At 60.5% G+C, this 12,726-nt stretch carries 13 protein-coding genes; 6 read left to right on the top strand and 7 right to left on the bottom strand.

The window, feature by feature from the left end:
• Window positions 1-58: 58 nt before the first annotated feature.
• Entirely contained in the window at window positions 59-691 is a 633-nt protein-coding gene (upp, locus tag ACESYO_RS02120) for a uracil phosphoribosyltransferase (RefSeq protein ID WP_058963118.1), read from the top strand.
• A gap of 41 nt (window positions 692-732) precedes the next feature.
• A complete protein-coding gene (locus tag ACESYO_RS02115; protein ID WP_058963117.1) occupies window positions 733-1,434 on the top strand; it encodes a hypothetical protein in 702 nt (233 codons plus the stop codon).
• Window positions 1,435-1,496: 62 nt separating this feature from the next.
• Here the strand turns inward: ACESYO_RS02115 and ACESYO_RS02110 are convergent, their stop codons facing one another.
• Window positions 1,497-2,222: a YoaK family protein gene (locus ACESYO_RS02110; protein WP_373209303.1), complete on the bottom strand. Its 726-nt coding sequence runs from the start codon at window positions 2,220-2,222 to the stop codon at window positions 1,497-1,499.
• A 106-nt stretch (window positions 2,223-2,328) separates the two neighbouring features.
• Window positions 2,329-3,531, bottom strand: coding sequence for a nucleotidyltransferase family protein (locus ACESYO_RS02105; RefSeq protein ID WP_058963116.1), 1,203 nt, complete (start codon window positions 3,529-3,531; stop codon window positions 2,329-2,331).
• Between the two features lie 187 nt (window positions 3,532-3,718).
• Between ACESYO_RS02105 and ACESYO_RS02100 the strand changes: the two genes are divergently transcribed.
• On the top strand, window positions 3,719-4,918 hold the full coding sequence (locus ACESYO_RS02100) for an acetate/propionate family kinase (RefSeq protein ID WP_058963115.1): 1,200 nt from the start codon (window positions 3,719-3,721) through the stop codon (window positions 4,916-4,918).
• A gap of 122 nt (window positions 4,919-5,040) precedes the next feature.
• Here the strand turns inward: ACESYO_RS02100 and ACESYO_RS02095 are convergent, their stop codons facing one another.
• The 4 genes from ACESYO_RS02095 to ACESYO_RS02080 form a co-directional block, all read right to left on the bottom strand.
• Window positions 5,041-5,715 carry a DUF4956 domain-containing protein gene (locus ACESYO_RS02095; RefSeq protein WP_058963114.1) on the bottom strand — a complete coding sequence of 225 codons (675 nt, stop codon included), beginning with the start codon at window positions 5,713-5,715 and terminating at the stop codon, window positions 5,041-5,043.
• Window positions 5,705-6,418 carry a polyphosphate polymerase domain-containing protein gene (locus ACESYO_RS02090; protein WP_058963113.1) on the bottom strand — a complete coding sequence of 238 codons (714 nt, stop codon included), beginning with the start codon at window positions 6,416-6,418 and terminating at the stop codon, window positions 5,705-5,707. The genes ACESYO_RS02095 and ACESYO_RS02090 overlap by 11 nt, the downstream gene beginning before the upstream one ends.
• A complete protein-coding gene (locus tag ACESYO_RS02085) occupies window positions 6,402-8,048 on the bottom strand; it encodes a CotH kinase family protein (protein WP_058963112.1) in 1,647 nt (548 codons plus the stop codon). Before ACESYO_RS02085 ends, ACESYO_RS02090 begins: the two co-directional genes overlap by 17 nt.
• A 330-nt stretch (window positions 8,049-8,378) precedes the next feature.
• The gene (locus tag ACESYO_RS02080; protein WP_058963270.1) at window positions 8,379-8,600 is read right to left on the bottom strand and encodes a hypothetical protein; all 222 of its coding nucleotides are present in this window, start codon (window positions 8,598-8,600) and stop codon (window positions 8,379-8,381) included.
• A gap of 496 nt (window positions 8,601-9,096) precedes the next feature.
• Here ACESYO_RS02080 and ACESYO_RS02075 point away from each other — a divergent pair, with 496 nt between their 5' ends.
• The 3 genes from ACESYO_RS02075 to ACESYO_RS02065 all read left to right on the top strand — a co-directional run bounded on the left by ACESYO_RS02075 (window position 9,097) and on the right by ACESYO_RS02065 (window position 12,260).
• Window positions 9,097-10,344, top strand: a complete 1,248-nt coding sequence (locus ACESYO_RS02075; RefSeq protein ID WP_058963111.1) for a hemolysin family protein — start codon at window positions 9,097-9,099, stop codon at window positions 10,342-10,344.
• Between the two features lie 5 nt (window positions 10,345-10,349).
• The gene (gene asnA / locus ACESYO_RS02070) at window positions 10,350-11,357 is read left to right on the top strand and encodes an aspartate--ammonia ligase (RefSeq protein WP_058963110.1); all 1,008 of its coding nucleotides are present in this window, start codon (window positions 10,350-10,352) and stop codon (window positions 11,355-11,357) included.
• A 135-nt stretch (window positions 11,358-11,492) separates the two neighbouring features.
• Window positions 11,493-12,260 carry a sulfite exporter TauE/SafE family protein gene (locus ACESYO_RS02065; RefSeq protein ID WP_058963109.1) on the top strand — a complete coding sequence of 256 codons (768 nt, stop codon included), beginning with the start codon at window positions 11,493-11,495 and terminating at the stop codon, window positions 12,258-12,260.
• Window positions 12,261-12,322: 62 nt separating this feature from the next.
• On the opposite strand, the gene ACESYO_RS02060 is transcribed toward ACESYO_RS02065, so the two are convergent.
• Window positions 12,323-12,700: a winged helix-turn-helix domain-containing protein gene (locus ACESYO_RS02060; protein ID WP_058963108.1), complete on the bottom strand. Its 378-nt coding sequence runs from the start codon at window positions 12,698-12,700 to the stop codon at window positions 12,323-12,325.
• Window positions 12,701-12,726: the final 26 nt, after the last annotated feature.

Raw genomic sequence — 12,726 nt, 5'->3', positions numbered from 1 at the left:
TTTTGCAGCTTCAACCATCGGCAATTTATCAATCACAATAAATAAGGAGCGGTTAACAATGAGTAAGAATCCCATGATCCTGGATCATCCCTTGGTACAGCACAAGGTGAGCCACCTGCGTGACCGGAACACCGGCACCAAGGAGTTCAAGGAGCTGGTAAGCGAGCTGGCCATGCTGCTGTGCTACGAGGCCACCCGTGACCTGCCCACCGAAGAGGTGGAGATCGAGACCCCCGTGGCCATCGCCAAGACCCGCGTGCTGAGCGGCCGCAAGCTGGCTCTGGTGCCCATCCTGCGCGCCGGCCTGGGCATGGTGGACGGCATGCTGACCCTGCTGCCCGCTGCCAAGGTTGGTCACATCGGCCTGTACCGCAACGAGGAAACTCTGGAGCCTGTGGAATACTACTGCAAGCTGCCCAGCGACATTGCCGAGCGTGACGTAATGGTGCTGGATCCCATGCTGGCCACCGGCGGCAGCGCCGTGGACGCCATTGCCCAGATCAAGAAGCGCGGCGCCAAGAGCATCAAGTTCCTGGCCATCATCGCCGCTCCCGAAGGTCTGGAGCGCCTGCATGCCGCTCATCCCGACGTGGATATCTATGTGGCCGCTCTGGATGAGAAGCTGAACGAGAACGGCTACATCATCCCCGGCCTGGGCGATGCTGGCGACCGCATCTTCGGCACCAAGTAATTTTCCCTGCATCGAATCAAAGCGGAAACGAGGTGTGCCCTTTGAAACAATTTATTCGTACGCTGCTGCTCAGCCTGCTGCTTACAGGCGTGATCGGAGCCGCATTCTGGCTGTTCCAACAGGGCACTTTTTTTGACCCGGTGGTAAACCGGATCACCATGGCCTGCCTGGTGCTGCTGCTGGCTATTGTGTGGTACCTGTTCTTCTCGAACCTGTGGTTCCACCACATGCAGCGCAAACAGCGGGTGCTGGATGCACTGCCCCAGCCGGAGCCAAAACCGGAAACGAAGCCGGAACCGGACGAGCCTGCGCCTGAACCGGAGCCGGAGGAGCAAAAGCCGGAAGAGCCGGAGCCCGCTCCGGAGCCCGAGCCTGTCAACGGGCCGGAGGCCACGGTGTTCATTCCGCCTCAGCCGGAGCCTGAAGCGCAAACCGCTGCCCCGGAAAGCGCAAAAGCGGACCCGGAGCCTCAGGGCTGGGCTGCAGCGCCGGAAAGCGCCGAGCGCCCGGCTCAAAAGTCCACCCGCGCCGCATCTGCCCGCAAGACGGCGGAGGAGAAGGCCGCGGAGAAAGCCCGCAAGCTGCAGCAGGCCGCCCAGGAAAAGCAGGCCCGCCGGGCCCGCAAACTGGAAGAGGATGCCGCCCGCCAGCAGAAAAAGCTGGAGGAGCTGCGTGCAGAGGCTGCCCGGAAAAAATCCGCCGCCCCCAAAAAGCGGGTGGACTGGAAAAACGGCGAGCAGTAATCTTGTCAAAACAAAAAAGTTCCGTGTGCCCAGGCACACGGAACTTTTTTATTATATTCTCTTTACACCGGGCCAACGGTCTCCCATTCGCTGCTGAACAGCATGCCAAGCACCACCGCCAGCACAAGACAGCCCAGCCAGATGGCCTTTGCCCCCAGCGGCCCCACCGCCAGCGCACTGATGGCCGCACCCACCAGAAAGGCCAGAATTACACCATAATAATTGATCATGTGCATGCGCAGAACCCTGTCTCCGCTGTGGAGATACTGCACCAGCAGTTCGGTGCCGCTGCGCAGGTTGCCGGTACACATGGTGGTGGCGTAAGCCCGGCCATGCACCTTTCGGAAGGACTGCACCTGCAGCGAACAGACAAAGGACACGCACACGTTGGTCACCGTGTTCCAGATATCGTTTACCGGCATAAAGCTCACTGCGGCCAGCACCACCAGCTCGATGCACAGCACCCACTGCCGCCAGTGCAGCACGCCGCTGCCCTGCGCCTTGCCGTGGGCGCGAATGGTTTCGGCCAGCAGCACACCGGCAACAAATGCCAGCACCGGCAGCAGGTATCGGCCCACGCCCCACCAGTTGCCCTGGGCGATGTCCACCCCCATCATCACGATGTTACCGGTCTGGGCATTGGCGAACACATGCCCGCGCACCAGATAGGTATATGCGTCCAGAAAGCCGCCTGTCAGCGCCAGCAGCAGCCCAACCCGCATGGCCTCACTGCTCTGGACTGTGGCATTTTCGCTGCTCTGCACCTCGGTATGCTGCGTCTGATTCACCGTCGATTTCCTCCTGATCCGTAGTTTATTCCGGGCTCCATTATAGGACTTTTTTCTCCGAAATGCAACTTCCACAAAAAGTCGAACAGTGATTTGTCGGTTTTGCCTAGAAATTATTTCCAGACCCCCCGGTAATCAGGCAGGGTTTTTGGGTATAGCTACTCCCCATCGGGCCGGGAATCCGCCGGCACAGCGCCGCCAGATCCGCACCTGCCGCATGGGCCCGGGCCATCTGCCGGGCCGCTTCGCTCTTTTTTTCCAGCGCGGCCAGCGAGGTATCCGCCGGGAGCGCTGCTCCCTTCAGCAGGGAAAGCCCTGCCCGGTTTGCCGCCAGCACATGCAGATAGGGCGGCGTCTGGGGAAGATCCGGCCCGTAGCCCAGCGCCGCGCACAGCGCATAGCGGCGCAGCCGGGCGTGGGCATACCGTTTTGTTTTCATGGCGGCGTACAGGCTTTCCAGATCCGGCGCACAGCGCACCGCCGCCGCCAGCCGGTGCTCCAGCCCCTCGGCTGCGCCCCGGGCAGCGGCCAGCCGGGCCGGGTCCATGGCCCGCAGCCGGCTGAGCACCGCAACGGAAAAGGCCCGCCCGTCCAGATCCTGCCCCTGGGCCGCAGCTTTTTGATACCGCTCCAGCGCCGCGGCGGGCACATAGGGGGCAAGGGCCTGCACGCCCTGCCGGCGCCACAGCCCCCGCAGATAGCTGGCGCTGGCAAAGCCCTCCTCGCCGGGAGTCTGCTGGCCGTGCTGCGCGCCGGTGCGCTGCACCGGCACCGGCACAAGGCTGCTGCCCTGCCGCAGGATGGCCTTGCAGTACTCCACCCCCAGATTGTTGTTGGGGTGAGCCAGAATCTCCCGCGCACAGGGGTGCAGCGAGCCCGCCGCCGCGGCCCGGGCCGCGGCAAAGGCCATGCCCTGCCCCGCCAGCTGCTTCACGGTTCGGTCAAATTCCGGGCTGCACAGCACCCGGGCGGTCTCCATCAGAGCATCCGTATCCGGCGTTTCCGCCCCGAACACCAGACTGTCCAGCCCGGGAAGGGCGCTGAGAGCGGCCACGCCGGCGGCGGCAAAGCCCTCGGCGCTTTGCACCGCGCAGGGGTTTGGCAGGCCGATCACCAGATCGGCACCCGCGTCCAGCGCCGCCGCCGCCCGCACCGCCGGAGGCAGCAGCGCCGCCGAGCCTCGCTGGGTCAGATCCTCACTCATGCACACCGCAATAACCTGTGCCCCCAGCTCCCGCGCCCGGCGCAGCTGCCAGGCATGACCGGCATGAAAGGGGTCGTATTCTGTGATAATGCCCGCCAGACGCATGTTTTCGCCGCCTTTCTCTGGCTTATTGCCGGAAAACCGGCTACCTTCTTGAAAACGAATTGGTTCCATTATATAATAAAAACAGCAAAATGTAAAAACCCGGCTCAGTCAAAGGTTCTCTTTTTCCTGGGCGCGGGTTTTTGCGCCGATTTTTTGATTTTACATGATTGCAGGAGGAAACTTTCACATGAAGATTCTGGTTATCAACTGTGGTTCTTCTTCTCTGAAGTACCAGCTCATCGACATGGACAATGAGAACGTGCTGTGCAAGGGCCTGTGCGAGCGCATTGGCATCGAAGGCAGCAAGATCACCCATAAGGCCAACGGCGGCGCCTGGACCGAAGAGGTTCCCTTCCCCACTCACACCGAGGCTTTCTCCAAGGTCGTTGAGATGATGACCACCGGCGAGGGCGCCGTTGTGAAGGACAAGAGCGAGATCGGTGCCATCGGCCACCGCGTTGTGCAGGGCGCCGAGTTCTTCACCAAGAGCGAGATCGTGACCGACGCCATCATCGACAAGATCGAGGAGATTGCTCCTCTGGCTCCCGTTCACAACATGGCTCATGTGCAGGGCCTGCGCAGCGCCAAGGCTGTGTTCGGCGCCGAGACCCCCAACGTGGTTGTATTCGACACCACCTTCCATCAGACCATGCCTCCCAAGGCTTACATCTACGGCGTGCCCTACGAGATGTACGAAAAGTACTCCATCCGCCGCTACGGCGCTCATGGCACCAGCCACCGCTATGTGAGCATGGCTGCCGCCAAGTTCCTGGGCAAGGATCCCAGCGAGCTGAAGATGATCACCTGCCACCTGGGCAACGGCTCCTCCATCACCGCTGTGGACGGCGGCAAGTGCGTGGACACCAGCATGGGCCTGACCCCGCTGGCCGGCGTGCTGATGGGCACCCGCTGCGGCGACGTTGACCCCAGCGTTGTGACCTACATGGAGCAGAAGCTGGGCATCCATGGTCAGGAGATGGCCGACTACCTGAACAAGAACAGCGGCCTGCTGGGCATTTCCGGCGTTTCCAGCGACAAGCGTGACGTTGAGACTGCCGCTCAGTCCGGCAACAAGCGCGCCCGCCTGGCCGAGGAGATGCTGAACTACCAGATCAAGAAGTACATCGGCGCTTACACCGCTGCCATGGGCGGTCTGGACTGCGTGGTCTTCACCGGCGGCATCGGCGAGAACGACGCTCCCCTGCGCAAAGAGGTTTGCGAGAACATGGAGTTCTTCGGCATCAAGCTGGACGAGGAGAAGAACAAGCAGCGCGGCGCCGACATCATCGACCTGTCCGCTGAGGACAGCCGCGTGAAGATCCTGATGGTCTGCACCAACGAAGAGCTGATGATCGCCCGCGACACCCTGGCTCTGGTGAACGGCTGATTCATTCCGCCAGATAAAGCACAATAACAAAAGCCGCCCGGTTTTCCGTTTGGAAAACCGGGCGACTTTTGTTTGCCTGAATTGACCGGACACTGGAAAGCAAAAAACGATAAGCGCAGGGCTCAGAACCGGGCCTCGCCGTCGTGGGCCAGCAGGCTCACGCTCTCCACACCGGGCACCGCGGCGCAGGCCTGCACCAGCTGAGCCTCCTTGCTGGTGCGCAGCTCCACAATCAGATCCACACCCTGTGCGGTCAGGTTGCGGCTCTTCACCCGGCAGCTCTTGGCAAAGCGGTGCAGCACCGGCTCCAGCGCATGTTCCACATCGGGGTCGCTGCCATTGACCACCAGCAGAAAGGGGGCCTTGCCCGCCGGCACCAGATCCAGCAGGAACACCAGCACGGTGACCACCAGGCTGGCGATGATGGCAATGGAATACAGCCGGGCGCCGCACACGATGCCGATGCTGATGCTCCAGAACAGGAACACCAGATCCATGGGATCCTTCACCGCGTTGCGGAAACGCACGATGGACAGCGCACCCACCATGCCCAGGCTGATCACGATGCTGCTCTGCATGGCCAGCACGATGGCGGCGGTGATCACCGGCATCAGGGCCAGCGCCTTGTTGAAATCCCGGCTGTAAAAGGCGTTGCGGCTGGCCAGCCGGTACACCACATACAGATACACGCCCAGCAGGGTGGTGATGCCCAGCACCACCGCCAGCGCAGCGGGGGTGATGTCGGTGGAGGCAAAGCCCTCCAGCACGCTGTTTTTGATCACGTCGTTAAAACTCATATTGCATTGCCCTTTCCGCCAGCGGCTCGCTCAAAACCAGCCGGCTGAGATAATATTTGGAGAACGCGGTGCGCCGCAGATGGCCCAGTTCCAGCACCTGAGCCACCGGATCCGGTAAAAATTCGTCGTACTTGACCTCCAGCACATGCTGGCCCGCCGGAAGCACCGGCGTGAGGGGCACCCGGGGTTCCAGAAAAAGCCCCACCGCCGCGCTGGCCGCGATATTCCGGTCAAAGGTGATGCGCACATTGCCCAATCGGCTTATGTAGGCGGTGCGCTCGTATTCCACGATCACCTTGGGCGCAAGACCCCGGGTGCGCATGGCCGCCGCCAGAAGATTCATGGGAGGCGGGCTGTCCTTGCCCAGCGGCGGGGGCGTGCCCCGGATAATGGCCCGGCACTGCTCCGGCGTGATGGTGCAGGCGGTCTTGTGGGTCATGCCGTGCAGCTTTTCCTTGATCTCCAGCTTGATGAGGCTTGCATCGCCGTTGTAGATGCGCAGCCGGTATTTGCGCCGGTCGTCCACGCCAGCCTCGTTCTCCCACAGGCAGCTGTTGGAAAAATCGTCAAAATACAGGCTGCGGATGGCGTAGCCGCCGGGCCGGTGATGACCGTCCGGCCGCAGAATGGGCGAAAGCCGGGCCGCCAGCACCGCCAGCTGAGCCCCGCTCACCTGGTATTTCCATTCATTCCGGTAATCCAAACGCTTCCACCCTTTCCGGCCGGTAATCCGCCATATATTCATCCAGATACTCCAGCCGCTTTTCCATCAGCTGGTCGGTCTCGTCCAGATCCAGCGTGCGGTGGGCGGAAAGGCCGCTGGCATAGGCCCCTTCGGCCCCCCAGAGATCCCAGTCCCTGCCCATGGCCCCGCTGCGAACCAGATAGTCGGTCTCGTTCTCCATGGCTTCATACACCGCATCCCAGTCGAACACGGTCTCGCGCAGCTCAGCCCAGCGGCTGGCCACCCGTTCGGCGGTGCCCTCCGGGTCCGCCTCATAGAGCTTGTTCAGCTCCATGTCCGGCACCACCAGCGTGGAGAAATCCAGCTCAAACAGGCCGTCGTGGGTGTCGCCGAAGGTGTAGTTCAGATCCCAGGGGATGCGATAGGTTTTTCCTTCATCGGAGCGGTAAAGATAATACTGGTTCTGGTAGGAGTTGTCGATGGCGCAGGTGAACTGCTTGAACAGGGCCACATCGATCAGGTTGTCCACATTGACCATCTGCTCCAGCTCTTCCGCCTCCGGATGGCTCTCGGGCCGGTAGAAGGCGGTCACATAGTCCCGCATTTCCTGCCAGACGCCCTCGGTCCACAGTTTGGGCCAGACCACCTCCAGCTTATTGAGCCATTCCAGGCTTTGCTCCTGCTCCAGCTGGTCAAAGTCCTCATCCTGAATCATGGTAGCCTGGCGGTATTTGTACAGCCGGTCGCCGCCCTGAAGATCCAGCAGCTCCCGGTCGATGTTGGTGCACAGCAGGTATACACCCATGTATTCGTCGTTCAGATACAGCTCCACGAACTCGCAGACAGCCCCTGCCGGGTCAAACTCCCAGGTGGCGCTCATCTGATTCCACAGATCGTTTGCCACCTTGTCCCGCACGCGGGTCACGTCGGTGGCCAGGTTCAAGAGAATCCAGTCCGCATCCGAGCCAAGACCCAGCAGGTCCTGGGCGTCCGGGTTGCCGTTTTCGTCCAGCAGATTCAGCCGGTAGGACTTTTTGTCCGCAAAATAGCTGGCGTTGCCCCTCCAGTGCCATTCCACACCGGTGCTCACCACCTGCTGGCGCAGGTTGCCCTCCGGCCAGAACACCCGGATGCTGCCGTAGTTGTTTTCCACCGGCAGGCGGCCCATGGTGTAGCCCACCACGTCCCGGTCGCGGGGGATACTCACCCGCACCTGGCTGTCGATGGCGATTACCGGCATACCGCTGCGGTATACATACAGTTTTTTCCACTGCTTACCATCGCTCACATACACCGCCTGCGGGCTGCCGCTGGCGATGGCCTCGGCGCCATCCTCCTGCCACAGCCAGTCCGGCAGATAGATGCTGCCCCACTGGGCACTGAGCGTACCGGTGGGCTCGCCTTCCAGCGGCTGAGGCAGGCAATAGGCCCCCAGCTCCCGATTATAGGCAAGCTCCACCCCGTTCCAGTACAGTGCGCATTCGTCGGCGGTCAGCGCGGCGGTTTGGGTAATGCGCTCGATCTGGCTCTGCCCGGCCAGCCGGGCCCCGAACAGTTGGCGGGACTGCTGCCAGCCGCTGAACGCCAAAAACCCGGCCAGTCCGCACAAACAGCAGATGACCAGGATCCATTTGACTGTTTTCTTCAAGAAATTGCCCCATTTCCCGTATATTCGCGTCACAGTTGTTTTCATTTTACCATGCCGCCCGGAGGCTGTAAAGGCAATACCGCACAATTCCAGATGGTGCAGCGCGCCGGAAAATTTTTATGACAGCAACCCGGAAGCGCAGTCGATCCCTGGTGGACCTGTGAGCATTTTGGGTGAATCGCACGGAAATTTTGGGCGCGATACGTCCGCCTGAGCCATGCGGCGTGAATTGTGCGGCGCTGCCTGAAGAAAAAGGCGCTTTCCGGCAAAGGAAAAGCCCGGCTGGTGCTTGGCACCAGCCGGGCTTTCGTTCCCTTGTTTTGCGCTTGATTACTGAACAACCGCGTTGTAGACCTGCTCTACTTCCTCGGCGTTCTCCCCCATCAGCTTGACGGGGTGCTTGTAATCCAGATTCATCAGGCCCAAGATGCTCTTGGCATCGGCGATAACGCCCTTCAGATCCTGCACGTTCAGCTCGCACTCGCAGGAAGCTGCGGCGCTTACAATGTCCTTAACCTGTTTGAAGCTGGAAACCTTGATCTCTTTCATCATTGTTCTCATGCCTCCCAAAAAATCAAATAAATTGGTTTTTTCCCGGCGGCGCGCCTTTCCCCTGCGCGCGGCATTCCGGTTTTCTTCCGGAGCAAACACCGATGTGCTTAGTATGGCCGAAACAGCCGCCCCTCAAACACACCCTTGCTCCTTGGTAGGCATTATAGCACGGAATAATCCATTTGTCGCCACTTTTCAAAAGTTTCTCCCCGATGTACCAAAAGCGCAGTTTTCCTCAGTTACTTTTTGTTACTTTTGTCTTTAACATTGAGATTGATTCACACTTAGGAAACATTTATCCATATTCCTTTGTCCCTCAGGCAAAAACACCTTGTCCTCCGGCACCAGCATCCGCCATATTTTTGTTGCATTGACGGCCATGTTCTGTTATATATAATAAGGTAACCCCTGCCCCTGATGCGGGGGCTGCATTCGATAAACTACATGTGAAATTCAGAAAGGTTCGTGATTGTTTTTGGATACTCCTGGCCCTAGTATGTACCTGTTCATTCTTCTTCTGGTTGCCGGTTCGGCGTTTTTCTCCGGCAGCGAAACCGCGCTTTCCTCCTTCAACCGCATCCGCATGCGCAACCGCGCCGAAAGCGGCGACAAGGGCGCGGCTCTGGCGCTGAAAATTGCCGACGACTACGACAAGACCATCTCCACCATTCTGATCGGTAACAATATCGTGAACATGGCCAGCTCCTCGCTGGGCACCGTGATGGCAGTTGCCATTGTGGGCCAGCAGTGGGGCCCCATGGTTTCCACCGTGGTAATGACCCTGCTGGTGCTGATCTTCGGCGAGATTCTGCCCAAGAGCCTTGCCAAGGAGCACGCGGAGGCCATCGCCATCCGGGTGGCAGGCATCATTGACCTGCTGCGCAAGCTGTTCACCCCGCTGGTGCTGTTCTTTGTGCTGCTGAAAAAGCTGGCCTTCGGCCGCAAGGCAGCGGACGACCAGCCCAGCGTGACCGAGGATGAGCTGAAAACCATCATCGATACGGTGGAGGAAGAAGGCGTGCTGGACAGTCAGGAGACCGACATCATCCAATCGGTCATCGACTTCGACGATATTACCGTGCAGGAGATTCTGATTCCCCGCGTGGATATGCTGGCTGTGGACGTGAATGACCCGGTGGATCAGATCATCGCCACCGTGCTGGCCAACAGCTACACCCGCATTCCGGTGTATGAAAACGACATCGATCACATCATCGGCATGCTCCACACCCGGGATCTGTTCAGCTGCCTGGCGCAGAATAAACCCGTGAACGTGCGGGAACTCTGCCGCGACATTCCCTTCGTGTACCGCACCAAGCACATCAATGATCTGCTGGCCGAGCTGCGCCGCAAAAAGCAGCACATGGCCATTGTGACCGACGACTACGGCGGAACACTGGGCCTTGTGACCATGGAGGACGTGCTGGAGGAGCTGGTGGGCGAGATCTTCGACGAGACCGACGAGGTGGAGGAGACTCCCATCCAGAAGCTGGAGGAGAACCTGTACCGGGTGGCCGGCGAGGTGAACATCGACGATCTGTTCGACGAGCTGGACCTGAAGATCAAGGATTTCGACAGCGACTATTCCAGCGTGGCCGGCTGGGCTCTGGAGTGCCTGGAGCACATTCCCGAACCCGGCGAGAGCTTCGAGTTCCAGAACCTGCATGTCACGGTGGAAAAGGTGGAGGACAAGCGCATTCTCAGCCTGCTGGTGCGCATTGAACCCAAGCCCGAGGAGGAATAAGACCAATGAACAAGACCGTACTGCCCGGCGGCTACATCCCCTGCCTGGGCCTTTACGACACCCAGAAGGCCATCGGCCTGATCAAGCAGATCTTCGAGGTGAAGCTCTGCGCCGCACTGCACCTGAAGCGGGTCACCGCGCCCCTGTTCGTGGATCCGGCCACCGGCCTGAACGACGACCTGAACGGCGTGGAGCGCCCGGTCAGCTTCGACGTGCCCGCCACCGGCTCCAGCGCCCAGGTGGTGCACAGCCTGGCCAAGTGGAAGCGGCTGGCCCTGCATCAGTACGGGTTCCGGGTGGGCAACGGCCTGGTGACCGACATGAACGCCATCCGCCGGGATGAGGAAATGGATAACCTGCATTCCATCTATGTGGACCAGTGGGACTGGGAAAAGGTGATCACTGCTCAGGACCGCACCCCGGAATTTCTCAAGCACACGGTGCAGAACATCGTGTACGCCATCAGCTCCACACTGGACGAGCTGAAATGGCAGTTTGCAGACCTGAACACCAGCCTGTGCCGGGAGGTCACCTTTGTGACCAGCCAGGAGCTGGAGGATCTGTACCCCGGGCTTTCCCCCAAGGAGCGGGAGAACGCCTTTGCCAAAGAGCACCGCACCATTTTCATCATGCAGATCGGCGGCAAGCTGAAGAGTGGCAAGCCCCACGACGGCCGCGCCCCCGACTACGACGACTGGACCCTGAACGGCGATCTGCTGTTCTGGCACGAGCCTCTGGGCCAGGCCATCGAGATCAGCAGCATGGGCATCCGTGTGGACCCGGCCGCGCTGGACCGGCAGCTCACCGAGGCCGGCTGCGACGACCGCCGCGAACTGCCCTTCCACAAGATGCTGCTGGCGGGCGAGCTGCCCCTGACCATCGGCGGCGGCATCGGCCAGAGCCGTTTGTGCATGCTGCTGCTGGGCAAGGTACATGTGGGCGAGGTGCAGGTGAGCCTGTGGGACGACGAAACCCGCGCCGCCTGCCGCGCTGCCGGTGTTCCGCTGCTGTGATATTTTTCTGATGTTACGGATTTCCGGCCTTCCATTCTGGAAGGCCGGGCTTTTTTTGAATTTTCACAGTTTTTTCGCGTTTTTGCGCTATGCTGTTTTTTACGATTTTCTGAGCAAAGTGAGGCCGATAACAAGATGCTTTTGACCCTGATCGTATGCTTTTTCGCGGGGATGGGCGCGGGCCTGGGCACCGGATTCGCCGGCATGAGCGCCGCCGCGGTGATCAGCCCCATGCTCATCACCTTCCTGCACATGGATCCCTACCTGGCGGTGGGCATCGCCCTGGCCAGCGACGTGCTGGCCAGCGCCGCTTCCGCCATTACCTATGGAAAAAACAAAAATCTGGACATCCGGGGCGGGCTGGTGATGATGGCCGCCGTGCTGGTGTTCACCATGGTGGGCAGCTGGGCTGCCAGCCTGATGCCCAGCCAGACCATGGGCGGCTTCTCTCTGTTCATGACATTGTTCCTGGGCCTGAAATTCATCGTGCTGCCGGTGACCACCACCAAGGAAAAGCGGGCCGGGCTTTCGCCGCTGGTAAGCTGCCTGCAATCGCTGGGCTGCGGCGTGGTGATCGGCTTCATCTGCGGCTTTGTGGGCGCAGGCGGCGGTTTGATGATGCTGCTCATCCTCACCAGTGTGCTTGGCTACGAGCTGAAAACCGCGGTGGGCACCAGCGTGTTCATCATGACCTTCACCGCCCTCACCGGCGCGGTTTCCCACTTCGCCATCGGCGGCACACCGGATGTTTTTGTGCTGGTGCTGTGCATGCTGTTTACACTGGTGTGGGCGCTCATTGCCGCCCGTTTCGCCAACCGGGCAAGCCCTGTGGTGCTCAACCGGGCCACCGGCGCAGTGCTCACCGTGCTGGGCGTGATCATGATCGCGGTGCACTACCTGTAACCTTTGCGGCAGAAAAAAGCCGCGGGGCATTCGTTTGGAATGCTCCGCGGCTTTTTTGCTGTTTATTCCCGGTTTTTCTCCGGCGGAAGATCCCGCACCGGGTGGAAGGTGGAAAAATAGGTGTTGTACAGATCCTGTGCGCTCTGGCCGCAGGCGGTACGGTAGGCCTGATAGCGCATGAGCAGCTCCTGCGCCTGAGGAGTGAGGGTGCTGCCGCCGCCCCCCTTGCCGCCAATGGTGCGCTGGGTCATGGCAAAGCCGAACTCCTTTTCCGCCCGCTTGATCATGGAGAAGGCCTTGGTGTAGGCCATACCCATCTCGTGGGCGGCAGCCCGCAGGCTGCCCAGCCGCTCCACCGCCAGCAGCAGCTCACAGGGCCCCGCGCCGAAAAAGCGCTCGCCCTCCTCGCTGCAGAAATACACGCTGAATTTTACCTGCATGGCCGTTTCCTCCCTTTTCCGGTTTG

This window comes from Allofournierella massiliensis (genome assembly GCF_964241245.1).
Classification (GTDB): Bacteria; Bacillota; Clostridia; order Oscillospirales; family Ruminococcaceae; genus Allofournierella; species Allofournierella massiliensis.
The sequence above is the reverse complement of the archived record's forward strand: the minus strand, read 5'-3'. Positions and strand labels throughout refer to the sequence as shown.